24 protein-coding genes are annotated in these 25,837 nt (G+C 61.5%); 14 read left to right on the top strand and 10 right to left on the bottom strand.

All coding sequences use genetic code 11. The features are described from left to right. Positions 1 to 15: 15 nt before the first annotated feature. From MRBLMA1_RS10130 to MRBLMA1_RS10115, 4 genes are all read right to left on the bottom strand, one after another. Positions 16 to 1,200, bottom strand: a complete 1,185-nt coding sequence (locus MRBLMA1_RS10130) for an epoxide hydrolase family protein (protein WP_363736537.1) — start codon at positions 1,198 to 1,200, stop codon at positions 16 to 18. Next, entirely contained in the window at positions 1,193 to 2,005 is an 813-nt protein-coding gene (locus tag MRBLMA1_RS10125; RefSeq protein WP_363736536.1) for a metal-dependent hydrolase, read from the bottom strand. Before MRBLMA1_RS10125 ends, MRBLMA1_RS10130 begins: the two co-directional genes overlap by 8 nt. A gap of 69 nt (positions 2,006 to 2,074) precedes the next feature. Further along, the gene (locus MRBLMA1_RS10120; RefSeq protein ID WP_363736534.1) at positions 2,075 to 2,917 is read right to left on the bottom strand and encodes an alpha/beta fold hydrolase; all 843 of its coding nucleotides are present in this window, start codon (positions 2,915 to 2,917) and stop codon (positions 2,075 to 2,077) included. Between the two features lie 96 nt (positions 2,918 to 3,013). After that, positions 3,014 to 4,111, bottom strand: coding sequence for a helix-turn-helix transcriptional regulator (locus MRBLMA1_RS10115; protein WP_363736533.1), 1,098 nt, complete (start codon positions 4,109 to 4,111; stop codon positions 3,014 to 3,016). 97 nt (positions 4,112 to 4,208) lie between these two features. On the opposite strand from MRBLMA1_RS10115, the gene MRBLMA1_RS10110 reads away from it, so the two are divergent. The 3 genes from MRBLMA1_RS10110 to MRBLMA1_RS10100 all read left to right on the top strand — a co-directional run bounded on the left by MRBLMA1_RS10110 (position 4,209) and on the right by MRBLMA1_RS10100 (position 6,979). Then, complete coding sequence (locus MRBLMA1_RS10110; protein ID WP_363736532.1) at positions 4,209 to 5,405, top strand: DUF1214 domain-containing protein; 1,197 nt, start codon at positions 4,209 to 4,211, stop codon at positions 5,403 to 5,405. A 37-nt stretch (positions 5,406 to 5,442) separates the two neighbouring features. Beyond that, a complete protein-coding gene (locus MRBLMA1_RS10105) occupies positions 5,443 to 6,606 on the top strand; it encodes a sulfotransferase family protein (RefSeq protein WP_363736530.1) in 1,164 nt (387 codons plus the stop codon). Between the two features lie 91 nt (positions 6,607 to 6,697). Beyond that, the gene (locus MRBLMA1_RS10100) at positions 6,698 to 6,979 is read left to right on the top strand and encodes an SDR family oxidoreductase (RefSeq protein WP_363736894.1); all 282 of its coding nucleotides are present in this window, start codon (positions 6,698 to 6,700) and stop codon (positions 6,977 to 6,979) included. Between the two features lie 44 nt (positions 6,980 to 7,023). Here the strand turns inward: MRBLMA1_RS10100 and MRBLMA1_RS10095 are convergent, their stop codons facing one another. Further along, positions 7,024 to 8,100 (bottom strand): helix-turn-helix transcriptional regulator, encoded by a 1,077-nt coding sequence (locus MRBLMA1_RS10095; RefSeq protein WP_363736528.1) that lies wholly within the window; start codon positions 8,098 to 8,100, stop codon positions 7,024 to 7,026. 582 nt (positions 8,101 to 8,682) lie between these two features. Between MRBLMA1_RS10095 and MRBLMA1_RS10090 the strand changes: the two genes are divergently transcribed. From MRBLMA1_RS10090 to MRBLMA1_RS10065, 6 genes are all read left to right on the top strand, one after another. After that, positions 8,683 to 9,468 carry an SDR family NAD(P)-dependent oxidoreductase gene (locus MRBLMA1_RS10090; RefSeq protein ID WP_363736527.1) on the top strand — a complete coding sequence of 262 codons (786 nt, stop codon included), beginning with the start codon at positions 8,683 to 8,685 and terminating at the stop codon, positions 9,466 to 9,468. Next, on the top strand, positions 9,465 to 11,114 hold the full coding sequence (locus MRBLMA1_RS10085) for an AMP-binding protein (protein ID WP_363736526.1): 1,650 nt from the start codon (positions 9,465 to 9,467) through the stop codon (positions 11,112 to 11,114). The genes MRBLMA1_RS10090 and MRBLMA1_RS10085 overlap by 4 nt, the downstream gene beginning before the upstream one ends. Then, complete coding sequence (locus MRBLMA1_RS10080) at positions 11,111 to 12,202, top strand: tartrate dehydrogenase (protein ID WP_363736525.1); 1,092 nt, start codon at positions 11,111 to 11,113, stop codon at positions 12,200 to 12,202. The genes MRBLMA1_RS10085 and MRBLMA1_RS10080 overlap by 4 nt, the downstream gene beginning before the upstream one ends. 56 nt (positions 12,203 to 12,258) lie before the next feature. After that, positions 12,259 to 13,449: an acyl-CoA dehydrogenase family protein gene (locus MRBLMA1_RS10075; RefSeq protein ID WP_363736524.1), complete on the top strand. Its 1,191-nt coding sequence runs from the start codon at positions 12,259 to 12,261 to the stop codon at positions 13,447 to 13,449. 88 nt (positions 13,450 to 13,537) lie between these two features. Then, entirely contained in the window at positions 13,538 to 13,978 is a 441-nt protein-coding gene (locus MRBLMA1_RS10070; RefSeq protein ID WP_363736523.1) for a nuclear transport factor 2 family protein, read from the top strand. Between the two features lie 3 nt (positions 13,979 to 13,981). Further along, positions 13,982 to 14,392, top strand: coding sequence for a nuclear transport factor 2 family protein (locus tag MRBLMA1_RS10065; RefSeq protein ID WP_363736521.1), 411 nt, complete (start codon positions 13,982 to 13,984; stop codon positions 14,390 to 14,392). On the opposite strand, the gene MRBLMA1_RS10060 is transcribed toward MRBLMA1_RS10065, so the two are convergent. Then, the gene (locus MRBLMA1_RS10060) at positions 14,365 to 15,306 is read right to left on the bottom strand and encodes a TauD/TfdA dioxygenase family protein (protein WP_363736519.1); all 942 of its coding nucleotides are present in this window, start codon (positions 15,304 to 15,306) and stop codon (positions 14,365 to 14,367) included. The two genes, MRBLMA1_RS10065 and MRBLMA1_RS10060, sit on opposite strands and share 28 nt — an antisense overlap. Beyond that, on the bottom strand, positions 15,303 to 17,045 hold the full coding sequence (locus MRBLMA1_RS10055) for an N-acyl-D-amino-acid deacylase family protein (RefSeq protein ID WP_363736518.1): 1,743 nt from the start codon (positions 17,043 to 17,045) through the stop codon (positions 15,303 to 15,305). The genes MRBLMA1_RS10060 and MRBLMA1_RS10055 overlap by 4 nt, the downstream gene beginning before the upstream one ends. A 62-nt stretch (positions 17,046 to 17,107) precedes the next feature. On the opposite strand from MRBLMA1_RS10055, the gene MRBLMA1_RS10050 reads away from it, so the two are divergent. Next, the gene (locus MRBLMA1_RS10050) at positions 17,108 to 17,752 is read left to right on the top strand and encodes a TetR/AcrR family transcriptional regulator (protein WP_363736517.1); all 645 of its coding nucleotides are present in this window, start codon (positions 17,108 to 17,110) and stop codon (positions 17,750 to 17,752) included. Positions 17,753 to 17,851: 99 nt separating this feature from the next. Continuing rightward, a complete protein-coding gene (locus tag MRBLMA1_RS10045) occupies positions 17,852 to 18,724 on the top strand; it encodes a VOC family protein (RefSeq protein WP_363736516.1) in 873 nt (290 codons plus the stop codon). 145 nt (positions 18,725 to 18,869) lie between these two features. On the opposite strand, the gene MRBLMA1_RS10040 is transcribed toward MRBLMA1_RS10045, so the two are convergent. From MRBLMA1_RS10040 to MRBLMA1_RS10030, 3 genes are read right to left on the bottom strand one after another with little or no spacing between them, the layout of a single operon-like run. Beyond that, a complete protein-coding gene (locus tag MRBLMA1_RS10040) occupies positions 18,870 to 19,106 on the bottom strand; it encodes a ferredoxin (RefSeq protein ID WP_363736515.1) in 237 nt (78 codons plus the stop codon). 31 nt (positions 19,107 to 19,137) lie between these two features. After that, positions 19,138 to 20,247, bottom strand: coding sequence for a Rieske 2Fe-2S domain-containing protein (locus MRBLMA1_RS10035; protein ID WP_363736514.1), 1,110 nt, complete (start codon positions 20,245 to 20,247; stop codon positions 19,138 to 19,140). Positions 20,248 to 20,288: 41 nt separating this feature from the next. Beyond that, positions 20,289 to 21,491 (bottom strand): cytochrome P450, encoded by a 1,203-nt coding sequence (locus MRBLMA1_RS10030; RefSeq protein ID WP_363736513.1) that lies wholly within the window; start codon positions 21,489 to 21,491, stop codon positions 20,289 to 20,291. Positions 21,492 to 21,645: 154 nt separating this feature from the next. Between MRBLMA1_RS10030 and MRBLMA1_RS10025 the strand changes: the two genes are divergently transcribed. Genes MRBLMA1_RS10025 through MRBLMA1_RS10015 form a run of 3 tightly spaced genes read left to right on the top strand, consistent with a single transcriptional unit; the run spans position 21,646 to position 25,709 of the window. After that, positions 21,646 to 22,131 (top strand): nuclear transport factor 2 family protein, encoded by a 486-nt coding sequence (locus MRBLMA1_RS10025; protein WP_363736511.1) that lies wholly within the window; start codon positions 21,646 to 21,648, stop codon positions 22,129 to 22,131. A gap of 43 nt (positions 22,132 to 22,174) precedes the next feature. After that, complete coding sequence (locus MRBLMA1_RS10020) at positions 22,175 to 23,905, top strand: FAD-dependent oxidoreductase (protein WP_363736510.1); 1,731 nt, start codon at positions 22,175 to 22,177, stop codon at positions 23,903 to 23,905. Next, a complete protein-coding gene (locus MRBLMA1_RS10015; protein WP_363736508.1) occupies positions 23,895 to 25,709 on the top strand; it encodes an FAD-binding protein in 1,815 nt (604 codons plus the stop codon). Before MRBLMA1_RS10020 ends, MRBLMA1_RS10015 begins: the two co-directional genes overlap by 11 nt. Positions 25,710 to 25,837: the final 128 nt, after the last annotated feature.

Below are 25,837 nucleotides of genomic sequence, written 5' to 3'. Positions count from 1 at the left end.
GTGAGCCGGTTCGGCCTATCTGAATGCCCTGAAGAAGCCGGTCAGTTCTGCAACGAACAGATCCGCCGCATCCTGTGCCGGAAAGTGCCCGCCATGGGGATGAACCGCATAGTGACGCACATCATAGACACGCTCAAGCATGCTGCGCGGGACGGGCGGAATCAGGTCGTCGGCAAACAGCATGAAACCCGCCGGAACGCTGATCCGCGTTCCCGGCGGGATGACGCTTTCATGCAGGAACCCATAAAGCCACATCGGCGCCGACGGCCCGTTGATCCAGTATATCATGATGTTCACGAGCAGATCATCGATCGGGAAAGGCGGGCCACCATCGGCGGCGGGCGTGCTCCAGGACCTGAACTTGTCGATGATCCAGCTTGCCAGGCCCATCGGCGAGTCGCTCATCGCCATCGCCATCGCATCGGCTTTATGGCCCTGGATCGCCTGATAGGCATATTCGGGATCGGGCGCCAAAGCGCGCTCGAGCCACTGGGCTTCCTCCGGGCTAGGGCCGGGGCCAGCAGGATCGGGCGCGATAAATCCGCCTGACGTCGAGAACAGGAGCGCCCGCAACCCTTCGGGCGCAAGCTCCGCGAGATGCCGTCCCGCCAGACTGCCCCAATCGGACCCGAAAATGACATAATGATCCAGTTGTAGCTGGCCGCACAGCTTGTCCCACAGCGCGCTGATCTGTGCGGCCGATATCGGGCTGGCGGGCGGCGGGGAAAAGCCATAGCCCGGCATGGACGGTATGATGACGGTAAAGGCGTCCTCAACCGCCCCGCCATGTCGTTCCGGATGCGCCAGCCGGTCGATCACCCCGTCAAATTCGACGAAGGAACTGGGCCAGCCATTGAGCAGCACCAATGGCAGCGGGTCGGGGCCGGAACCCGGCTCCACCACGACATGAATGTCCTGCCCGTCGACGTTGACCATGCGCTGGGCAAAGCGGTTGAGGCGTTGCTCGTGCGCCCGCCAGTCGAAACCCTTGCGCCAATGGTCCAGCAGCTTTGCCGCCGCTTCCAGCGGCATCCCGTGCCGCCAGCCAGCGCCGGTTTCGACGCGTGGCAAGCGGGTCCGTGCCAGCCGGTCCGCAAGATCGGCCAGCACGTCGTCGGCGACGGCGATCCGGAACGGACGGCCCGCCTTCAGGCAGAGTTCGGCGGCAGTTTCAGCCTGCCCTTCAAAAGCATCAGACAAGGGCAGTCTCGATCTTTGCCATGTAGGAACGATAGGCCCTTGGCTCAGGGTCCTTGCGTGGATCGTGGAAAGGCAGCAACGCCTTGAGAATGCGGGGCAGTGCCAGTTTCATCACCTTTCGGCCAACGGCTTTGGATCGTTTATGCATTTCGGCGATCTGCTCGGGCGTCATGGCGAGTGAATCCTGGGTGAAGAGATAGTCCTTCACCATCCTCGACATGCCCTGCAGGTGCTTCAGCTGGAAGAAGAAGCCATGGATACGCTGGAAATAGCCGACGCCGAACATGCGCGCGACGTCGTGGCAGACGGTACGATGCTCATATTCCTCCATCAGGTGCCACTTCCACAATGTCACGACATTCTGATCCGCATTGCCGATCAAATCCTCTATCTCATCGAGCCAGACGAGAGCCATGGGCGGGCCGAGCGTCTCGAAGCCTTCGCAATAGGCGCACAGGAATTTGAAGGACTTCGTAGCCAGCAGCCGTTTGAACTCCGCTTCGAAATGGCGTTCGAAATGGGCGATATCATATCCCCCGCGCGGCAATATCGCGTTGAACGCGGCATGGAGCGCAGTGTGATTGCCTTCCTGGCGGATGAAGGTGCGAATGTCCGCCTTGAGCCGCGCATGCCCGGGCTTGGAAGCGTCGAGCTTCGCATTCGCCTGGGACATGACGCGGTTCAGAAAACGCTCGAGATGGGGAATCCAGAGCGACGAGGCGTTCATCTGCTGCGCGAATTCGCCATGGGGCGCCCATCGCGCGGAGGTTTGGGAAAAATCCACATCTGGCTTGCGAACGCGCATGACGAACAAACCTCCGGCTCCATCCTTCCAACATAGCAGTTTTCCGGCAACCGCCCCCGGCCGTCCGGACTATTCGCGGGTCAGGAACGCCATGACCGCGCTTTCGAACGCGGCTTTCTGCTCGATCATCGCCCAGTGGCCGCATTTGGGGAAAATGTGCAGTTCCGCATTGGGAATGAGGCGAAGGGGAAGCAGCGCTCCGTCCAATGGCGTGACCCGGTCGTCACGACCCCATGTCAGCAAGGTGGGCGCCTGGATCTTGGGGAGGTAGGCGAAGCTCTGGACGGCGTCGGGTCCGGCCATCGCCTGCGCGATGGCGGCAAGGCCGGCGCGGGAGTAGATTTTCCGGTTGGTTTCCAGCGCCTGGGGCTGCGTTGCGGTACTGAATCGCGCATCGATCAGCTCCTCGGTCAGGATCGACTGGTCGAACACCATCGAGCGGAGCCAGAGAATGATCTGCTCCCGCGTCGGGTTGGCCACGAATTCCGCGAGCCGTTCGACCCCTTCATAGGGGAAAGGGTTGAAGATCGGCACGCCCACGCCGCCGATCGTCACCAGCCGCGTGACGCGATCGGGATGGGCGGCCGCCAGCCGCGCCGAGATCAATCCGCCGAAGGAGTTGCCGACCAGGCTCGTGCGTTCGATCTTCAGGCTGTCCATCAGGTGGATGACCGCATCGATGGTGCCGGCAAAGGGATCGCCGGCGATGCCGGAACTCTCGCCATATCCGGGAAGGTCGGGAACGATGCACCGGAACCGCTCTGCGAAGATCGGAGCGTTGCCGGAAAAATTGCGCCACCCCGTCACGCCGGGCCCCGACCCGTGCAACATCAGCAGAGGCGCGCCGTCACCCATGTCATGATAGGCGATCTGGCCTTCGCCAAAGGGTATCGTCATCTGGGTTTCCGGCATTCTGCTTCTCCTTTCGCGAACTGATTCGCGAGGGGTGGACCAGAGCGTTCCGACCCGCCACGGCGGAGGGGACTAGATCGGAAATTTATTCGCCCGCTATTGGCTCATCGCAAGGGCGAGAACGCTGGTCAGCACGAACCGGACCACGTCCGCCTGCCCCCGGGCACCCATCTTGGCATAGATCCGCTTGGAATAGTTGCGAGCGGTCGCTTCCGAAATGCCCATCTGCGCGGCGGCCTCCGCAATGGATGCGCCGCGACAGATTGCGACGGCAAGGCGCGCTTCGCTGGGGAGCAGGCCGAACAGTTCCGCGATCTGTTCATGCCGGTCGACCATGGAATTTTCATCGTCCTGCAGGAATGCGGTCATCACGGCGGTTCGTCCCGTCGATGCGATGGGATTGGCGATGGGGACGAGCAGGAGGGAGAGCCATGGATCGTTGCTGATGCTGAGCGCCCGCGGCTGGGTTGCGCGGCGCTGCGCGATGTCGCTCACTGCAGTGGAGAGGCGCATGTTGAGATCCCTGCCCGAAGCCGTCAGTCTCCCCGAAGGAGAGACAGTGAGCGGTCCGTTGCGACGCAGCATATGACGCGCCTGATGGCTTGCCTCCACAATGGTGCCGGTGGCGTCCAGGCTGATCCAGCCGAAATTCAGACGGCTGATGGCATTGTCGGAAATCGCCGCATGCACGCGCTGATTTTCCATCGTCACATACGTCTGGAGCGAAATGCGGAAATGCGCGGCCACCTGCTTCAGAATGACCGAATGGTCGGGGGAAAATGGCAATTCGTCCCGGCCAAGATAGAGCCACGCGCCAATGCCGCTCGGTTCACGGACACGCACGCCCAACATATGGCGCAAGCCCCGCGGGATGAGCAGTTCGTCGACATAACGCCTGTGACCGGGATTTCCGTTGTCGATCAATCGGTCCAGTCCGTAGACTTCCCCTTCCTCCAGATTGCCGTTGAGATAGGGGTCTAGCCTGTAGAATCCCTCCTCATACATGCGGGGGATATCGGGCAGGGCGGCTGGACCGGCGAACAGTTCCAGGGGGCTGTTGGGCGGCCGGTCCATCGGTCGGAACAGAATACCGGCATAATTGGCATGGCAGACATCCCTCAGCCGATGCAGAAACCGATCCCATGGAGGCGTTTCGAACGGTCCCCCATGCAGAGCGATGAGCAGCTCGCTCATTTGCGTCACGTCCAGCACTGCGAGAGTCCCATTTGGTAGGTTCGGTACCGCCAAGCCATGCCTATCTTCCGCGCAAACAGCAAATGAGGAGAGTCGCATGGCTGCGGAACTGGAACAGGGTCATGACCAGATCTGGGCCGATTATCTTGCCGGGCAGAACATGGCCAGGGATATCTGGATGAACTCCCCCTGGGTTCGCGATCGGCAGGAACGAAGCAGGGCGTTGATGCAGGTGACGTCGTCAGCCCATGTGGCCTTCAACATCGCCATCTCGCCCCGACACAACTTTCCCTTTTTCGACAGGCATCCCTTTCATCATCCGGTTGCCTATAGCTGGGGACTGTGCTGCCCCGACTTTCACTATCGTCATGCATTTGTCGACGGCGCGCGCAGCTACAGGATCACGGGCCGCCGCGGCAGTTCCCCCTGGAACGAGTTTCACCTGATGTCGGAATTCTGGGGTGATCCCGACTATGTGCAGGCCGGCGCCTGGGATCTTGATGATTTCGAAATAGCGGATGATGGCCGCTTCGAGATCATCCTGTCGGCCGAGCATCATGACGGCAACTGGATTCCGCTGGATGCGAACCGCCACAATTACATGATCGTGGTGCGCGATGCCATTTGCGACTGGACCCGCGACCAGCCCTGCGAAGTGACCATAGAAACGATCGACCGGGATCCGAAGGATATCGGCTTCATAGACGAAGCCGATCTTTACCGGCGTATCGGCAAGGCGCGCAATTTCGTCATTGCTTCCGCCAGGCACTGGGTCCAGCGGACGCAAGATATTGTCGATGACGTCGGCTTTAACCAGTTCTGGGAGGGGCGCGAACAGAATCTGGGCGGTATCCAGCATGCCGGCTACCATTTCATGGTCTTTGACATCGACGACGGGGAAGCATTGGTCATTGAGGTCGAGATTCCGCGCAGGGCCCGTTTCTGGGCGATCCAGCTCGCGGATCTTTGCCAGCACACGCTCGATTACATGAATCACCAGTCGTCGCTCAACATGATGCAGGCGGATGTCGATCCGGACGGCAAGGCGCGCTTCGTCCTTTCCCTGTCCGATCCGAGCGTTCCCAATTGGCTGGACAGCGCCGGCAACAGGCGCGGCATCGCCGCATGGCGCTGGGTCCATGCCGATTTCGTGCCGCGGTCGACGGTGACGAAAGTCGCCCTGGCTGACCTGCACGACCATTTGCATCCCGATGGCCGAAGGATCTCGCCGGCGGAGCGGGAAGCAACGATCGAAGCGCGCAGGAGCGGCGTCAAGCGGCTTTACGGGCTTTGAAGCCGATCCGCGGCAGGCGCAAGGAAGGAGACGGAATTTGAACAGGATAGCGGATGCGCGCGCGCTGATGCATGGCGCAGAACTGGAAACCGGACGATCGGACTGGGATGCGCCATTTACGGGAAACCTGCTGGAGCCACTGACCATATTGGTTGATGACCTGAATTCGACGGCCCGTCTCCATGAATTGGGTGCTCGTCGCATCTATCGGCAAATACATGAAAATCTGTGCTCGCGGCTCGTCTACCTGGACGACCGCAAAAGATTGAAGGGGGTTGGGGACGAGCCGATCGACAGCCCAGTCTTCATCCTCGGTCTTCCCCGGTCAGGGACGACATTCCTGCACAATCTGCTGGGTTCTGATCCTGACAACCGTGCGCCGCGCATGTTCGAAATGCTGTCGCCCGGGCCGAAGAATCCCGATCCCATGCATCGGGCGTTGCGACTGCAACGGGCGCGGGAAAGCGCGCAGTTCAACGGGCTGATGGATGATGACTGGCAGGGCGTGCACCCCAGCGATGCCGATCGGGCGGAAGAATGTCCGTTCATGTGGGAAATGTTTCTGCAATCGGTCAACTATGCAGCGCGCGCACATATTCCGAATTTCGAGCGCCATGTCTTCTCCCGGGATTTCGCGCCGCTTTATCGGGAACAGCGCGCCCTGCTCCAATATCTGCAATATGGCGAGCCGCGTCGCCGGTGGATCCTCAAGACGCCGATCCACGTGCGCTTCCTGCAGGAGATCATCGATGTCTTTCCCGACGCGCTGTTCGTGCATTGCCACCGCGATACGGCGAAAATCTATCCTTCCATGGGCAGCCTGACCTCCATCCTGCATTCGAAGCATGGCGATCAACCTCCCGGCTCGGCCGCGGTGATCCAGGATTATGATGGAACCTGGGTTGATGCGCTGGCCTTCCGCAAGCGCCCTGGCATGGCCGATCGGTTCATCGATATCCAGTTCGTGGACCTGCAGGCCGACCCCATGGCGACCGTCGATAGCATCTACCGCCATTTCGGCATCGCGACCGACGACGGCCGACGGCAGGTGATGCGGCATTGGCTGGAGGAAGACAGGCGCATCAGGGCGGGCCGCAGCCATCACGCCTACACCCTGGAAAGCGCCGGCCTGACGCTCGACGACATAGACCGGATGACCGGGGACTATTTGCGGGCTTTCTCAGTGCCGCTCGAACGCTGAGACCATTTACGGACATATTTGCGGAACTTGGAAACAGAGTGGTGGTGGTGAGCCGCACCGCCGGAAAGATCGAGGAGGTCGTTGACACGATCTGCGGGGCAGGGGGCAGGCCATTGCCTGCACGGCCACCGTCAGCCGCGAAGACGATGTGGCGCATCCGATGCAGAGGTTCGGAACGATGGATGAGATCGCGGCAGCGACCGTCTGGCTCTGTTCCGATGAATCAAGCTATGTGACGGGTCAGATATTGCCGGTCGAGGGCGGCTATAGGGCATCATGCCTTACCGTGACAGCGCCGCCCGGAACGCAATATGACAGCTATCAGGCCGAGCATCAGGCATCAAATAAGATGGAGCGCGCTGCGTTGGATTAAACGCAGTGCGCTCCAGGCTGTCCGGGAACGGACAGGGTGATCTCCTATTGCAGCGGTGTCGAACTCATGCGCCCCAGCGGGACCAGGCTGTTGGCCAGCAGCGACACCAGTTGCGCCTGTCGCGACACGTCCGCCTTGGCGAACATCGAACGCAGATGCGCACGCGCCGTGTTGTGACGGATATTGAGTTGGGATTCGACGTCCTTCAGGCACAGACCCTTGGCCAGCCCGACCGCGAGATTGGCCTCCGTCGCGGTGAAGGAGAAAAGCTGCTGCAGCAATTTCTTGTCCGCTTCGCCGACTATTTCCTTGACCCGCAGGAAGATCAAGGCGGATGTCTCCGTCTCGCCGGAAATCATGGAACTGTGCCGCCGTGAACTGACGACGAGATGCAGGCGACGGTCGTCATCCCCGCTGTTGATCAGCATCGCCCGCGAACCGGCCGGCTCCTTCTCGCACAAAGCCGCCCGGAGCGCCTGCTGGAAGGCGCCATCGTCGGTGCGGTCCACGGCCCGCAGCCCGCGCGCCGTCAGTTCCAGACCGACGCCTTCATCCAGCGCATCCTGAGCCGTCTGATTCAGCAGGACATGGCTGCCCGCGCGGTTGATGAGAATGGCCGCAATGCCCAGGCTGTCCAGCGCCTCTGTCTGGAACTGGCTGACGACCTTGCTTTGCATATTCTGGCGGCGAAGCGCCATGGCGCGACGGAAATGCTCCGCAATCTGCCGGAAACTGTCCAGGTCTGCGGACCGGAATTCCGAATCTTCAAAACCCCTGCTGCAATTGAGCGTATATTGGGCATCATCGATTACATCGACGCATACGGTCGCTGTCACCGCGATATCATATCGCTGCAACAATTTGGAGCATTGAACGGCATTGCTGACAAGGCGCCAGTCGATGACGGTGGTTTCGCCTGGCTTGAGATCCTGCGGTAGCAGTTCCCGGGAATTTATCTGTTCCCACTCGCGAATGGAGTCTTCGGTCGCATGAGGTCCTGAGGCGAAAAGATATTGCCGATGGGTCTTGGATTGCTGCGCGATGCGCAGGCAGGCCACATTGGCCCCCAGATAGCCCCGAAGGATGTCGAGCGCCTCAGGCCAGGCATCGTCGTCGTCCACGCTGCGATATATTGCTGAGATAAGGGCGTCGTAGGAAATGCTGCTTTGGGAAGCAGGAAATTTCAATTGGGCTACCGCCATGCGTGCCTCTCCTATCGTGCTTACCGGCGTTGCCCTCGGCAGGCCCACCGAATCTTGCCATGCATTTAAATGCACATGAATGGAGAATTATGTCAATATGGCTTGGCGTCCTTTTGTAGGGTCCTGCGCCACGGTTCTCCTTATCCCAATATTCTCGATATCCCGCTGAAAACGGCCATTATGTCGGAATGTCCTTGCTGCATGGCAGCATTTTTTGTTCCCGAACCGCGCAGCACCAATCTCGGCTTTATATCCATATATTTACAAATATGGTCATTTAACGCCGTTGCCGCACGGCTGGCCGCGTGCGGCCTAGTTCAGTTGGACGAGGCGCATATCCGTGCGGCGTCTATGCCTCTGGCAGCCGCGACGCGGCACGTTCGGCCGATATGAACGGTCGGCTTGCGAACTGAATTCTGATCCTTGGGGATATTTGTACATGATCGGGCAAAAGGACGACTCCAACGTGCACCTTTCCTGCTTTCTCCATGGAGACGGCCAATGAGCGTTCAGGACCGGAAAGTCGCCATATTGACGGGAGCGGGAACGGGAATAGGCCTGGCGACGGCGCGTACGCTCGTCGCCAACGACGTCCGCATCGTCGCCGTGGGCCGCACGCGCGAGTCGCTTCAGCAGGTCGAGGACGAACTGGGGAGCGACTCCGTCGCCCTGCATGTCGCCGACATCACGGCGGCAGAGGCACCGGCGGCCTCAGTGGCCATGGCGATCGAGCGGTTCGGTCGTCTCGACTATCTCGTCAACAATGCAGGCAAGGGCAAGCCATCGCCCGTGCATGAAACCACGGACGAGATACTGGACGATTTCCTGGACGTGCTGCTGCGCGCGCCCTTCCGTTACTGTCGGGAGGCGATCGCCGTGATGAAGCCGGGTTCCGCCATCGTGAACGTGTCCTCGACCTTTTCGATCCTCGGTGGTCTGCGCGGCGGCGCCTATTCGGCGGCGAAGGCCGGCATCAATGGCCTGACCCTGCACATGGCGGCGCAATATGGCTTTGAGGGCATTCGCAGCAACGTCGTCGCGCCGGGCGTCACCGAAACGCCGATGACAGCCTATAATTGGGAGAATGAAGTCTTCCGGCGGATGAATTTCGAGATGACGCCGATGAACCGGACCTGCACGGCAGAGGACATCGCCAACGCGATCTGGTTCCTGCTGTCGGATCAGGCGGGCTTCATCAACGGTCAGATCCTGGCCGTGGACGGCGGCTGGACCACCACCAAATTCCTGAGCGAGGAAGCGCGTCTCGCCGAAAGGGTCGCGAAATGACGCCAGCGCAATCCGGCATCACCCGTCGCGTCGTGGATGGCTGGTCGATCAGGCACGACCCCGACCGCGAAGCGCAGGCGCGCGCGGGCGGCTGGTGGCTCGACACGACCATCGGCGAAGCGGCGGCCCGGCTTGCCGCGCAGGAGCCCGAACGGGTGCTGCTGATCGATGGAGAGATCCGGTTGACGGCGGGCGACCTCTATCAATCGGCACGCCGCCTGGCGGACGCCATGCGGCGGCGCGGCATCGGGCGGGGCGATGTGGTCTCCTTCATGCTGCCCAACTGGCATGAGGCCTGCGTCGTCTATCTCGCCACGGCATTGATCGGCGCCGTCAGCCACCCGCTGGTCACCAATTTCCGCAACGCCGAACTGCTGTTCATGCTTTCCGACTGCAAGAGCAGCGCGATCTTCATTCCCGCCGAGTTTCGTCGCGTCGATTATCGGACCATGATGGCGGAAGTGGGCGCGCAGATGGAAAGTCCGCCCCTTGTCGTGGTCCTGCGCGGCGATCCGGGTGACGGCGTGGGATATGAGCAACTGGTCGCGGAGGGCAGTCCCGAGGCGACGTTCGATCCGGTCGATCCGGGCGCCGTGCGGATGATCCTGTACACGTCGGGCACCACCGGTCGTCCAAAGGGTGTGCTGCACACGCATAACACGATCAATGCGGATATCGTCCAGCTTCACCGTTTCTGGAACCGGGGGGAGGATGCGCGCTATCTGGTCGCGTCTCCGGTCAGCCATATCGGCGGATCGCTCTATGCCTTCGAGATGCCGCTTCTGTACCGCACCAGCGCGGTGCTGATGGACATGTGGGACGGCGCGACCGCCGCAAGGCTCATCGAGCAGGAGCAATGCACGCACATGGCGGGCGCCACGCCTTTCCTGCAGCATTTGCTGGACGCCTGCCGGGTTTCCGGCGCCTGTCTTCCCAGCCTGCGTATCTTCATCTGCGGTGGCGCTTCGGTGCCGCCGTCGCTGATCCGCGAGGCCACGTCATGGTTCGATAACTGCATCGCCACCCGCGTTTATGGTTCGACCGAGGTGCCCACCATCACATTGGGGTCGATCGATGCGGGCGACACCGACCATGCGGCTGAAACCGATGGAAAGATCGGCGCGGCCACGGTGATCATCCCCGCCGCCGACGCGGAAGGCGTGGGTGAACTGCTCGCCAAGGGGCCGCAGATGCTGGTCGGCTATCATAATATCGAGGATGAGGCCGCAGCGTTCGACGATGCGGGCTATTTCCGCATGGGCGACCTGGGTCGCATCGTGGACGAAGACTATGTCGTCATTACCGGCCGGCAGAAGGATATCATCATCCGCAACGGCGAGAATATCAGCCCCAAGGAAATCGAGGATCTTCTGACGCTCCATCCCGATGTCGCGGAAGTGTCGGTCGTAGGGATTCCGAGCGAGAAGACGGGAGAGATGGCCTGCGCGGTCGTTCTGCCGGCAAGTTCCGCAAGGCCGACATGCGCCGACTTTGCTGCCTTCCTGGCGGATTTCGGCATTGCCAAGCTCAAATTTCCTGAACATGTCGTCTTTCGCAACGATCTGCCCCGCAATGCGACGGGCAAGGTCCTGAAGCATGTGCTGAGGGACGAGATATTGGCCGACATGGCGGGAGGCGCCGCGTGAAGCGGTACTCCATCGCGGTCATTCCAGGAGACGGCATAGGCAAGGAAGTGATGCCCGAAGGCATTCGGGTGCTGGACCGCGCCGCCGATATCTTCGGCTTTTCCTTCGACTGGCATCATTTTGACTGGAGTTGCGAAACCTGGCACGCGACGGGCGCGATGATGCCCGACGACGGCATCGACCGCCTGTCGCAACATGATGCCATCTACCTTGGCGCGGTCGGTTATCCGGGTGTTCCCGACCATATTTCCCTATGGGGCCTGCTGATCCCGATCAGGCGCGAATTCGACCAATATGTGAATTTGCGGCCGGTGCGATTGCTGCCCGGCATCGATTGCCCGCTGAAGGGCAAGCAGCCCGGAGACGTCGATTTCTGGGTCGTCCGGGAAAATACCGAGGGCGAATATTCGCGCCTGGGCGGCAGGAGCGGGAGCGGGGAAAACGAGTCCGTCATCCAGACCGCCCTGTTCACCCGGCGCGGCACCGATCGCATCCTGCGCTACGCCTTCGACCTCGCGCGTCGGCTGGATCGCCGCCATGTGTCCTCGGCGACCAAGTCGAACGGGCTGTTCTATTCGATGCCCTTCTGGGACGAGCGCTTTGCCGCGATTGCGGCGAAATATCCCGACGTGCGGACGGACAGCCATCATATCGACATCATGGCGGCGCGCTTCGTGATGAAGCCTGAACAGTTCGACGTCGTTGTCGGGTCCAACCTGTTCGGGGACATATTGTCCGACCTTGGGCCCGGCTGTACCGGCACGATCGCCGTCGCGCCTTCCGCCAATCTCAATCCGGAAGGTCTTCATCCCTCCATGTTCGAGCCGGTTCATGGTTCTGCACCGGACATCGCCGGGCGCAACATCGCCAATCCGATCGGGCAGATCTGGGCCGGGGCGATGATGCTGGACCATCTGGGGCAGCAGGCGGCGGGCGCCACCATCCTGCAAGCCATTGGCGACGCCCTGCTGGCCGGGGACGCGCTGACGCCGGACCTTGGCGGCCTGGCATCGACGCAGGACCTGGGCGCTGCGGTGGAGGCAAGGCTTTCTTTGCTCGCGGGTGATTGCAAACGTCCGAACGGATGATGGTGGGCGGCAGTCCGGGGCGTAGGTCATCAGGAAACAGTATTTGGGAGTGATCCATGTCGGCTGTCCACGCTGATACCAAGAACGAAACCATCCCGTCGGTCGAGCAGCTTGTCGATCGGACGCACGCCTTGATCCCGCTGCTGCGGGAGCGTGCCGCGGAGGATGAGGCGAACCGGACGGTGAATCCGGACACGGTCCGGCGAATGAACGAGGCCGGATTGTTCCGCGTCCTTCAGCCGCGCCGCTGGGGCGGCTATGAGCTTGGCCAGCGCGCCTTTGCCGAGGTGCAGATCGCACTGGGCGAGGGCGACATGTCCGTGGCCTGGATCTATGGCGTGATCGGCCTGCACAGCCTGCACATCGGCCTGATGGATGACCGCGCGGCGCAGGACGTCTGGGGCAACGACAGCTCGGTGCTGGTCGCCTCGCCCTATATGCCGGGCGGCACGGCGACGCCTGTCGAGGGTGGCTTCGAATTTTCCGGTCGCTGGTCCTATTCCAGCGGCAGCGAGCATTGCGACTGGACCTTCCTGGGCGGTTTCGTCAATGGCGATCCGACCGACTATCGCGCCTTCCTGCTGCCCAGGGCGGATGCCAAGATCGTCGACACCTGGCGCACAACCGGCCTGGCCGCGACGGGCAGCCACGACATCGTGGTGGAAAAGGCCTTCATCCCCGAATATCGGACACATAAATTCATCGACGGCTTCAACGGGACCAGTCCGGGCCGGCAGTGGAATGACAACCCCCTCTATCGCATGCCCTTCATGCTCGTGTTCATGCGGGGGATCACCAACGGCCAGATTGGCGCGCTGCAACACTTCCTCGACCTGTTCAAGGCCTATGCCAAGGACAAGGTATTCATGGGCAGCAAGACCGCCAAGGATCCCGACGCGCAGTTGGCGGTGGCATCGGCCGAAGCGGGCATAGACGAGATGAAAAAGGTGATGTTCGCCAATTTCGAGATCATGCAAGACTATGCGGAGCGCGACGAGATGCCGCCGCTGGACATGCGGCACATGATGCGGTTCCAGAGCGCGAGCGTTGCCGACCGCTGTGTCAAGCTGGCCGAAGGCATGCTGACGGTCGCGGGCGGCGGCGGCGTGTACGACACATCCAACATGGGCCGCATCTATCGCAACATGCTGACCGGGCGTCAGCATGCCGCAGCCCAGTACCGCATCTACGGACGCACCTATGGCGACAAGCTGATGGGCGGCGAACCGTTCGACATGATGCTCTGAGCGGCAGGGTCCGGGATTCGGCGGACCGCAACGTCCCCGGTCGGACCCTGTTTTCGCACGCGCTTCGGCTGTGATGAAGGAGAGGAAGATGAGTGGCAAGACCAGAGCGGTACTCAATCTCGTCGAAGCATGGGCGCGCCGCGACATCGACTTCATGATGGCGCAATTTGCCGATGATGCGATATTCGAGAATGTGCCGATGGACCTGATCGTCGGCAAGGACGACATACGGGCAGCCAATCAGGCCTTCATGGCCATGTATCGGGAGGCGCCATGGGAAATCCATCATATTGTGGAAGCGGCCGATGGCACGGTGCTGACCGAACGGTCCGACATATTCATCCTCAATGACGGACGCAGGACAGAATGTCGCGTGATGGGCGCCTTCACGGTGAACGACGGCAATCTCATCGTGCATTGGCGGGATTATTTCGATCTTGCGGACTGGAACCGGCAGCTGGGGGCGGATCCGGATTTCGGCCGTAAGGGGTATCGGCAAACGGAAATGGCCACCACGGCTGGGGAGTGATCCATGTTGAAGGACATGTTCGTCGAAATGGCCAAGGGGCGCGAAACGCCGGCTGGCGACAGAATTCGCGACCTCATCACCCGGTATCTCGCGACCTTTGCGACGGGCGACATAGAGGCGCGCGTCGCTTTATTTGCGTCTGATGGGTCATTCGAGGACCCGGTCGGCACCCCGCCCATGGTCGGCCATGACGCGTTGCGTGCCTTCTTCTCTCAGGGCAGCGCCATGAAAATATCCGCCGAACTGGAACGGATCGTCATTTGCGGCAATGAAGCTGCCTTCGCCTTTCGCGCCCGGCTGGACGCGGGGGAGGGTGGACAGGTCACTATCCACCCGTTCGAGACGCTGGTGATGAACGATGACGGCCTCATTGTACAGATGCGCGCCTATTTCGACGCCGGCTCCATAAGCTGATTTTCGGAAGCAGCCAGGAAATCCGGCAGGCCCTTGACGCTGATGCGATAATTCAGCCGTGCCTTGTCCGGCGCGTCGGAATATTCGATGGGCGTTGCCCGGTGCATCACCGACAGATTGTCCCACAGCAGCACGTCGCCCGGCATCAATTTATAGTCCTGCACGAATATCGGCGCGGTCGCGTGGCTTTTCAAATCGTCCAGAAGCGCCAATCCTTCCGCTTCGTCCATCCCCTCGACCGCGAAGGCGGAACCACCCAGCCCGTATAGCGCCTTCATGCCCGTAACCGGATGCGTGCGCACCAGGGGATGGAGGACAGGCGCGGGTATGTCGACATGACGCTGCATGTCTTCGGGAAGATCCTGCGGACGGACGATCGTCTCATCCTTTCCCGGCGTGGCCGCGCTGATACCGTGACGGACCTGCAGCCCGTCAATGCGGTCCCGCATGTCTTTCGGCAGGGCCGCATAGGCGGCGGCCAGATCCGCAAAGAGCGTCTCGCCGCCCTCCGCAGGTGCCTTTACCCCAAGCAGCATGGTGACGGTCGCCACCTCATCTTCATAGGAGCTGTCGCAATGCCAGTGGGACGCGACGTTGCGCATGAAGGCCGGCGCGGACCCCGAATTGGACTGGACGATCATTTCGGGATGCTCGCCATGCCGGTTGCGGCGGGAAACGAGCAGGACGGGCCGCCCCCAGCGCTTGCCGAAGGCCACATATTGATCGTTGGACATGGCCTGCCCCGGCACGACGAGGATCCGGTTCTGGAAAAGGGCGTCGGCCAGGCCGCGCAACAGGGCGTCGTCCGCATGGGTAAGGTCGACGCCGACCGCCCGGACGCCAAAGGCGCCCGGCAGTGGTTCAAGGACAAGGCCCTGCTTCGTCCTGTCCTGCATTTCGACCCCGCCGTTCACGCCGCGGCGCCCATGGGAACATGGGCGTCGGTGGGTGCGCTACGCGTGCCACGCACCAGTTTCCCGGGCAACGCGCCTGTGGGGATGCCGTTGCGATAGGTGAGGTTGCCTGACACCAGCGTCGCGACATAGCCCTGTGCTTCCTGCCGCAACCGCTTGCCGCCGGCGGGAAGGTCCGCCTGGATCTGCGGACGGTGCAGCACGATCTTTTCGGGATCGAGAATGTTGATATCGGCCTTGTAGCCGGGCGCGATCCTGCCGCGATCGAGCAGGCCGACCGATTCCGCGGGCTGGCTGGTCAGCGACCGGACCAGCCGGGGCAGGTCCAGCCCCTCCCGGCCCAGGCGATTGGCCAGCATATAGGTGGGATAGGCAGCGTCGCAGATCATCGCATAATGGGCGCCGCCGTCACCCAACGCCACGATCATATTATCCTCCCCGATCAACGCCGACGTCCGTGCGACGGTATCGCGGACATTGCTGCCATAGGCGCAAAGAATCGCCCGGCCTTCGCTTTCCAGCAAGGCATCGTAGATGACGTCGGCAAGGGGACGGCCGCTCCGCGCGGCTTCAGCCTGAAGACTTTCCTCCTCGGCGAAATCATAATTTGCCGGCTCGCCGAGGCGATAGAGGGTCAGCCCCGCCTTCAGCAGGCCGACAAAGGCGGGATTGGGGTCTTCCGGCTCCTCTGAAAGGAGGCGGGCGCGCAGCGCGGGGTCCCGCATTTTCCCGACCTTCTCGGCCAGCGGCAGGTCCGCCAGGGCGCGGTAGCTGGGGTTGAGGCTGAAAGGATGGAAGCTCAGATCGAGTCCGAAAAGGACACCCATCGCGCGGGGCAGGAACTGGCCGTTCAGACGCAGGCCCTTATCCTGCGCCGTGCGAATCGCATTCACATAAATGTCCCAGTTCGCGGGGTTGCCCGGCATGGGGATGAGGCTGAAATTGACCGGACGTCCGCATTCCTGCGCTATGGCCTCCAACATCCCAACCTCGTCCGCACCGTTGCCGTCGATGTCGGGAATGCATTGGAAGACGCCGTCTCCCGCGTCCTTCAATCCGGCTGCCAGTGCCTTCAGTTCGGCCAGTTCGGAACGGACGCTGGGCGCGAGCTTCCCGTTGCGGAACCGATGGAACAGGTTGCGTGACGTCGACACGCCGAGAGCGCCCGCCTGGATCGCCTCCGCGACCAGCCTGCGCATATGGCCCAGATCCTGCTCGTTCGCCGGCTCCAGATCGGCCCCGCGTTCCCCCATGACAAAGACCCGCAGGGGCGAATGCGGGATCTGCGTGGCGAAATCGACGTCGCTCTGGCGCTGTTCCAGCGCGTCGAGATAGTCGGGGAAGCTTGTCCAGTTGAACGGCACGCCGGCGGCCATCACGACATGAGGAATGTCCTCCACCCCTTCCATCAGGCGGATCATGAGATCCTCGTCCCCTTTCCGGCACGGGGCGAAGCCGACGCCGCAATTCCCCATGACGACGGTGGTGACACCATGGTTCGAGGACGGCGCCATCCGGCTTTCCCAGGTGATCTGACCGTCATAATGAGTGTGGACGTCGACGAAGCCGGGCGTCACGATCAGGCCGCTGGCGTCGATTTCCTCTTCCGCGGTGCCATGAATCTGTCCGACCTTGACGATCAGGCCGTCCTGTATCGCCACGTCGGCCGCCACAGCCTTGCCGCCGCTTCCATCGACGACGGTTCCGCCGCGGATGATCAGTTGATAATCAGCGCTCATCGGACTCGCTCTCCACATGTGGGTTGTTATTAGTCAGTGATCACTATCTAAAGGACATGCAATTGGCAGGCAAGGGGACGCGGAACAAAATAGAAGATGGCGCAGGCGGTCGCCGCCGTCGTGGTTCGGCCGAGGTCCGGTCGCTCATTCTGGATTCCGCCCGCGCCCTGTTCGCGGCCGACGGCCTGGCAGGCACGACCACCAGGACCATTGCAGAAGGCGCCGGTGTCGCCGAGGCCCTGATTTTCCGCCATTTCGAATCCAAGGCGAAATTGTTCGAAGCGGCGATCATCGAACCGTTCAAGACTGTCTTTACCGCTTTCCTGCAGAGCATGGACGTGGAGGCTGAGGGCAAGGAAGCGCGTAGCCTTTCCACCATGCAGGCGCTCTTCCTGTTCCTCAGGGAGAATGCCGACCTCCTCCAGGCGCTGGCGAAGTCGGTGAGCGCTGGCGATCTGCCCCTGTCCCATGCCCTCGACGATTATTTTCTCGCTGCCGAGAAGAGGGTAAGGCTGTTCTACCGCGATGAGGATGGAGGCTATGACATCCCGCCGGCCATATTCGTGCGCTATGCCTTTGGCATGGTGGCGGCCGCGGTCCTGTTCGAAGGATGGTTTTTCCCGGACGAACCACTCGACAATGACATGGCCGCCGCGATCCTGGCCCGCATGAGTTACAAGGCGATCCTGCCTGCGAGGGATAATTAGCCGGCAAGCCCCTATCCTTGTCTTTTCGGACGATTGCCGCCGCCGCGATGCGCGCTAGGCGCGCTGATGAGAACCGTCGTCCGGAGCAAGGAACAGGACATGAAGATCGCTGAATTGGGCTATCTGCTGGTTGGAGCACCGGAGGTTGCCGAATGGAAATTCTACGCTGAAAAGGTTCTGGGGGCCATGGCTCTGGATGGACCGGCGGGTGCGCTCTACGTGAAGATCGATCACCGCGCCTTTCGCATCGCGATCCTGCCGGGCCAGGACAATGGCCTCATCGCCAGCGGCTGGCTTGTCCAGACGGAGGATGACTTCCATGCGGCGAGGGCCGAACTGACGGATGGTGGCGTCGAACTGGTCGAAGGAACGGCGGAAGGCGCGCAGATAAGGCAGGTCCAGGGATATTTTTCCTTCAAGGATCCCGAAGGTCACAGCCATGAACTGGCCTGGGGCCCGATATCGGATTTCCAGCCCTTCGTCTCCCCCGCTGCCGTCAGCGGCTTTGTGACCGGTGATATGGGCCTTGGTCATGTCGTGCTCACGGCAGTCAAGGATTTCAAGGCCGAAGCCGACTTCTGGACCAGCCTTGGCGGCTTTTCTCTGTCGGATATCCTGCATGTCCCCATGCCGGACGGGAATGCCAGGGTGCATTTCCTTCATTGCCGCAATCGGCGGCAGCACAGTCTCGCCTTTGGCGAACTTCCCATACCGGGGGGCTGCATCCACATCATGCTGGAGGTCGGGAGCATCGACGATGTAGGCCGGTGCCTGGACCGGGTCGCGGAACATGGCGTCAAGGTGACCGCCACATTGGGCCGCCATGTCAATGACGACATGATCTCCTTCTACATGATGACACCGGCGGGCTTTTCGCTCGAATATGGCTTTGGCGGAAAGCAGATGGACTGGTCGGAACATGTCGTGTTCGAAACGACACGGGGCAGCGATTGGGGCCACAAATTCCAGTGATCGCGGGTTGAGCAAGCCACGTGCTGTACCGGACCGCCTGAAGCGGTCCGGTACAGCACGAAAACTTCAGAAACAAAAATCCGGCAGGAAGGGACATAAACGTCCGTTTCTGCCGGATTTAACATTTTAGCGCATTAAAGTCGGATCAAGTGCTGCGCGGCGTCTTCTTGACCTGCTGTCCTTCGGCATCGAACATCTTGATAACGCGCTCGGGGCAGGCGAGCGAGCCGCGGAAGGCCGCGACTTCCTCGCCCTCCGGCACGTCGAAGCCCGTCGTGGCGATATAGCCGCTCTCATCCAGCTTGAAGAGGTGCGGGGCGACGTTCGCGCAACGCGCATGGCCGACGCACTGGTCCTTGTCGATTACGATCCGATATTTCATGATTGCTCTCTATATGGTGGTCCGGGATGGATCAGCCGGCTATCGCAGCTTCCAGTATTTCCTTGCGCGCGCCGCCATCCTCCGCGCTGGGGACGCCCGGAATGATGTAGCGACCTTCGCTGCGGGCCAGAATGTCGGCCGCTGCGGAGCGCGGATTGTAGAACTGCCTGTACCAGGTCCTGACTTTCAGGAAATTGCCGTCGCCCGGCATTTGCATCGGCCTGAAACACGGCATCTTGTTCGACCAGATCTCGAAATCCTGCGCGAACGCGTCGCAACTCATCTGCTGTTGCGCCTTCGCCGTCGCGATGTCCTCCTCGGTGGGGTTCCTGTCGCTGGGCTTGCTCAGAACCGCATGCCATACGAACACGGATCCGTCATCGATCGGCGTGTGACAGATGAACATGATGGAATCATTGGCATTGTTCGCCACGTAGCGGGAAAGCAGGATGCCCGGCCCCGTATAATATGTGTTGAATTCCGACATGCCTGCATCCGCGCCGAGCAATTCATGGCGTCCGCCCAGCAGTTGCTGCGCGACATGGCCGTGAAGGATCGTTTCGAAATAATAGAATTTGGTCGTGGCATGCACGGGCGCCAGATGCTGGATGTCGCCGATATTGTCGACAACCTCGATCGGATGGAGGTTCATCGATCCCAGATGGTCGATGTCCCATTTCACATAATGGGGATCATCCCATTCGGGGATGGCGGGCAGGTCATAGTCCGGTTCGCCCCCCTCCGGATCATGCCAGTGGAACACGACGCCATAACGCTCCACGACCTTGAAGGATTTCAGTTTGGCGAGCGGCGGAATCTTGTCGGAATAGGGAATCTTGTTGCAGACGCCGTCTGGCCCGAAGCGCCAGCCATGATAAGGGCAGTGGATCGATTCACCCTCAATTTGTTTGCCCTGCTGGGCCATGAACGAGGTCGAACTCTTGCCGATATGGGTGTTCATATGAGGGCAATAGGCGCTCACCATGTGCAGCTGGCCGCTCTCGCCCCGGTAGATCACCATGTCCTGTCCGAAAAAACGGACCGAATAGGGCGCTTTTCCGATCTTGCTGGCTTCTGCGACCATGAACCATCCGCGCGGGAAGGTGAATTCCCCCAGACCATATTCCGCAGTTGTCGCCATTTTACTCTCCTGAAGGTCCGCTATGATTGCCGCCTGTGCGGTCAGACCGTGATCTCGATCTTCTTGAAGCCGGCGATCGTGCCGATATCGTCGCCCAGTTCGACGCCGCCGTCGACCAGCTTGTAATTGGGTGCCTTTTCCAGCAGGACCTGGAACATGGTCTTGGCCTCCAGTCGCGCCAGATGCGAACCCAGGCAACGGTGTGGCCCGACGCCGAAGGAGAAATGACGGATATTTTCCCGGCGGAAGTCGATCTCATGGGGATTTTCATAGTCGTCGGGATCGCGATTGGCCGCGGCCCAGGACATGAACACCTGTTCCTCAGGCTTGATGACATGGCCCGCCACGGTGATTTCCTTGGTCGCGCGGCGTGAATTGCCTTGCGTTGGCGGGAAAACGCGCAGGAATTCCTCTATGGCGTTGTCCAGAAGCTCGGGATGATCGATCAGCTCCTGGCGGCGCTCCGGATTGCGCGCGAGATAGACGCTGGCCATGCCGAACAGCGCCTGCGTGGTGTCCAGCCCGCCGCCCAGCATGATGAGGATGAAGCTGTCAATCTCATCGACGCGCAGCTTCCGCCCGGCCATGTCCACATTATAGAGATATTCGATGACGCTGCCGGGAACCGGATCGTCCTTCAGACGGCGGATTTCGGTCCGCATGCGATCGATCATCACCGCCATGTCCTTCAGGCGCTCTTCCATGGGAAGGCGGCTGTAGATGAGCTGGTGGAGCGGCGGCGCATAATGCTGCCAGTCCTCCGGCGGCAGGCCCGCCAGCTTGAGCGTCATGATGCCCGTGAGCGGCAGGGCGAAGTCCCATTTGAGGTCACCGCCGCCCTTGGCGACGATCTTGTCCATCAGCTCGTCGGCCACCTGGCGGACATAGGCCGCGTGCAGCTTGACCTTGTTGGGCGAAAACAGCGGATTGAGGATGGCGCGATAGTCGTAGAGTTCGGGCGGATCGACATTGATGGGGATCATCAGCGTCGGTTCGAGCGCAGGGATCACCTCCGCCGGCCAGTTGGAGAAAACGTCGGCGTTCTTGGCGACCTCCAGGCAATCCTCCGCCTTCGTTGCGACATAGAATCCGCCATATTGGGTGCTGTGGGTGAAGGGGCATTTGCCGCGCATGTGCATCAGGATGTCGATCGAATTGCTGCGATATTCCTCGCTATGATGATCGAAATCACTGGCGAGCTTGTCCAGCGTCGCTTCGGAAAGGTCTTTGGTAAGCTCGAACACAAATAGCTCCCTTAAGGAAGGTCTGATATGGCCTGTCCACTAGCACGGGGAACGGCGAATGTGTGTCGTCCACTCGGACGAGGCATTGGCAAAGATTTTTCCCCTATGTCGGATGATGCCCAACAAGGCTGAAAAATCCGCGGGAGAGAGTTTCATGCCGTCAGCACCCCGCACGCTGGACGACCTGGTCGCCATCCACAGCGTGTCGCAGCTCAAGGCTCGTTATTTCCGGTTCATGGACACCAAGCAGTGGGACTTGTGGGAAGCGCTGTACACGCCGGACGCGGTGCTGGATGCGCGCGACGACGGGCCGGCGATGGCGAAGCTGGGCTTCCCGGCGCCGCCGGCCGACGCGCTGCTGTTCCGCACGGCAAAGGGCATTCGCCAGGCCGTGTCCACGGCGCTGGAGGGGGTTCGCACTGTCCATCACGGGCATATGGGAGAATTCGAAATATTGGCGCCGGATCGGATCAAGGCCATCTGGGCGATGCAGGACATCATTCGATATCCGGCAGGTGCGCCCACGCCGATACGGGGCTTCGACGGGTTCGGCCATTATGAGGATCATTATGTGTACCGCGATGACAAATGGCTGATCGAGAGCGTGAAGCTGACCCGGCTCGTCCTGATGCCCGTTTGACCCTGATGCCTGTTTGACGATGTCGCGCTATGAAGGAGCCGGGATGGCTGAAATGATGGAATATGACGTTCTCGTCGTGGGGTCGGGCGCGGGCGGGATGGTGTCGGCGCTGCGCGCTCACGATCTTGGCCTGCGGGTGGCGGTGATCGAAAAGGCCGATCGCTTCGGGGGCACGAGCGCCGTGTCCGGCGGCGGCATCTGGATTCCCAATAATCCCGCCATCGCGCAGAATGACAGTACCGAACTGGCCATGGAATATCTGCGCGCCTGCACCAAGGGGCGGGTGCCTGACGCGAAGCTGCAGTCCTATGTCGTGAACGGCCCCCGGCTGCTTGACGAACTGGCGAAGTGGAAGGTCGGCTATTTCAGCGTGCCTGGCTATGCCGACTATATGCCCTGGCTGCCGGGCGCGTTGCAGACCGGCGGCAGAACCATGATGCCATTGCCGTTCGACGGGCGGCTCCTGGGAGACGAGATCTTCAAGATGCGTGAACCCCACCCGACGCACAAGGTGCTGGGTCGCATGCAGATCGACCTGACGGAAATGGGGCCGCTCATCCGCCGCAACAGTACCTGGTGGCTGACGGCAGGCAAATTGGTGTTCCGTTACCTGCGCGACATGCCGTTCCGTCTGAAGAGCAGGCGGGACCGTCGGTTGACGACGGGCAACGCCATGATCGGCGCGCTGCGCAAGGCGATGATGGACAGGGACATTCCCCTGTTGCTCGACACCCGACTTGTCGGCTTCACCGAGGAAACGGGCAGGGTGACGGGCGCCACGGTGTCCAGGCGCGGGCGCACCTATGATATCAGAGCGTCGAAGGGAGTCATCGTTGCGTCGGGCGGTTTTGAAAAGAACCAGACGCTGCGCGACCGGCATATGCCCGTGCCTACGCCCGTCGATTTCAGTCTGACGCCAGGCCTGAACAACAGCGGAGACGCGCTGATCGCCGGCGAGGCGATCGGGGCGGACAGCGAATTCCTGGACCAGGCATGGTGGGTTCCGACGATGCGCGTTCCCGCGCCCGGCTTCAACAATGCGGACATGCGGGCGGCCTTCTTCATGGAGCGGGGCTATCCCCACACCATGTGCGTGAACAGAAATGGGGAGCGTTTCGTCAACGAAGCCATTTCCTACAATGATTTCGGCGCAGAGATGATCGCCGACCAACAGCGGACGGGCGCTAACACGCCATGCTGGATGATTTTCGACGCCACGGCGCGGTGGCGCTATCCGATCGGCGTTGTCATGCCTCCCGTCATCATGCCTGACATGCTCGTCCCCCGCGAATGGTGGGACAATGTGCTATACAAGGCCGGTTCCATTCAGGAACTCGCCCGCAAGATCGAGGTCGATCCCGCAGTCCTGCAACGCAGCGTGGAGCGCATGAACGGCTTTGCCGAAAGAGGGGTGGACGAGGAGTTCCACCGCGGCGAAAATGCCTATGACATGGTCTTTGGCGATCCCCGCAACGCACCCAATCCCTGCCTCGGCAAGATCGAGAAGGCGCCCTTCTACGCGATCCCGGTCGACCTTGGCGACATCGGTACGAAGGGCGGGTTGCGCACGGACGAGAACGCCAATGTCCTTCGGCCGGACGGCACGCCCATCGAGGGGCTTTACGCGACCGGCAATGTGTCCGGCGCGGTCACCTATGATTCCTATCCGGGCGCGGGGGGCACGATCGGGCCGGCGATGGCCTTCGGCATGGTTGCCGCAGAACATATCGCGCAACGCAACAGCAACAGCATGGGAGCTCGGCATGGCGAGTGATGCGAACAGTGCGAGCGGCGCGCGCGAATTGGTGGACATGCGCGACGCATCCTCGTCCGTCGTGGACCTTCCGCTTGACGCCCGCGCGGCTGGGCCGGTCGACGCCGTCTATGATGCGATCGTCATCGGCTTTGGCCTTGCAGGCGCCAGCGCCGCGCTGGAGGCGGCCGAACAGGGACTGAAAATATTGTTGATCGACCGCTTTCAGGGCGGCGGCGCAAGCCAGATGAGCGGTGGCATCGTCTATGCGGGCGGCGGCACGCATGTCCAGAAATCCTGCGGTGTCGAGGATAGCCCGGCCGCCATGGCCGATTATCTGCGAAAGGAGGTTGGCGGCCTCGTTTCGGATGAAGCTGTTCAGCGCTTCTGCGATGACAGCCTGGAGACGCTGGGTTTCCTGGAAAGGCATGGCGTCAATTTCAGCGGTCCCAAGGCGCCCAAGAAAACATCCCACCCCACCGACCAATATTATCTCTATTTTTCCGACAATGGCACGGTGCCCGCCTATATGGGCCAGCACGCCCCGGCCGAGCGCGGCCATCGTACCAAAAATCCCGCCAAGGTCCCCGGTGCTCCGCCGCTGCCAGGAAAGAAGCCGCATGGCGGCTTTTCGGAAGGCGCCGACATGGGCTGGTATCTGATGGCCGCGATCAAGCAGGCGGTTGCGAAGAACCCGCTGATCACCGTGTTGCCGCAGGCCCGCGCCAGGCGGCTCATCGTAGAGAACGGCGTCGTGGTTGGCGTGCAGGTGGACGCCATTCCCCAGGGTGGCCTGAGCAGCCGGGTCCATCGTTGGGCCGAACGCCTTGCGAACAAGCTGACATTCCAGGTCATGCAGGTTCATCGTCCCTTCGCGTCCCTTTTCCGCTCGATCGAAAAGCTGTCCTCGCGCCCGCGCACATTCCGCGCGCGCCATGGCGTGGTCATTGCGGCGGGCGGTTACATCCGCAACCGGGCGATGATGGCCCGCTATGCCGCGCCCTATGTCCGGACGCTGCCGATCGGCTCTTTCGGTGACGATGGCGCGGGCATCCGCCTGGGTGCCTCCGCTGGCGGGGTCGGCGATCATCTCGACCGGATATCGGCATGGCGCTTCATCAACCCGCCCTATGACTGGACGAAGGGCGTCGTTATCGGCGCCTCGGGCGATCGACTGACGAATGAGGAGCAATATGGCGCACACCTGTCGCGCGCCATCTATGAGCAGTCCGACGGTCGGGCATGGCTGGTGGTGGACGACGCGATCTGGCGCGCGGCCTTGCAGGAGGTCAATTCGGGCGACCTGTTCGAATTCCAGAAATTCCCCGTGAAGCAGGCGCAGAAGGGCGCGAAGAAGGCCGGCAGCATTGCCGAGCTGGCGGGCAAGATCGGGGTGCCGGCTGAGGCGATGGAGGCCGCCATAAGGGCCTATGGCGATGCGGCGCGGTCTGGCGCGCCCGATCCCATGGGCAAAAGCGACGCCTGTCGCCAGGCCTTTGGCCCGGGCCCCTACTATGCCATCAATCTTCGCCACGAAATGCCGATCAGCCCGATCACGGCCCTCAGCACCGGCGGGCTGCGCGTCGATGAACATTCGGGCGGCGTCCTGGATGAAAGGGGCCAGACCGTGCCCGGACTCTATGCTGCGGGACGTTCGGCCATTGGCATTCCCTCGAACAACTATGTCAGCGGTCTGTCGCTGGCCGATTGCACCTGGTCCGGCCGCCGCGCCGCCAGCGCGATAGTCAAGCGGTCCCGAGCGGACGGGCAGGGCGAAGGCAGGGATTCAGCCTTGTCGCCCGGTGCTGCGGTGGAGGCGGGATAGGGCGATTTTCCAGCGATCGGACCCGATCGTTGAAAATAGCGGGAAACAAGGAATCCGGCGCGGGATTCGATCTCATTCAATCAGATCGAAACCCGCGCCGGAGGATCGGTCTGACCTTCGTCCCGCTG

It is taken from the genome of Sphingobium sp. LMA1-1-1.1, assembly GCF_040676365.1.
Taxonomy (GTDB): domain Bacteria; phylum Pseudomonadota; class Alphaproteobacteria; order Sphingomonadales; family Sphingomonadaceae; genus Sphingobium.
This window is presented reverse-complemented; position numbering and strand designations above follow the sequence as displayed.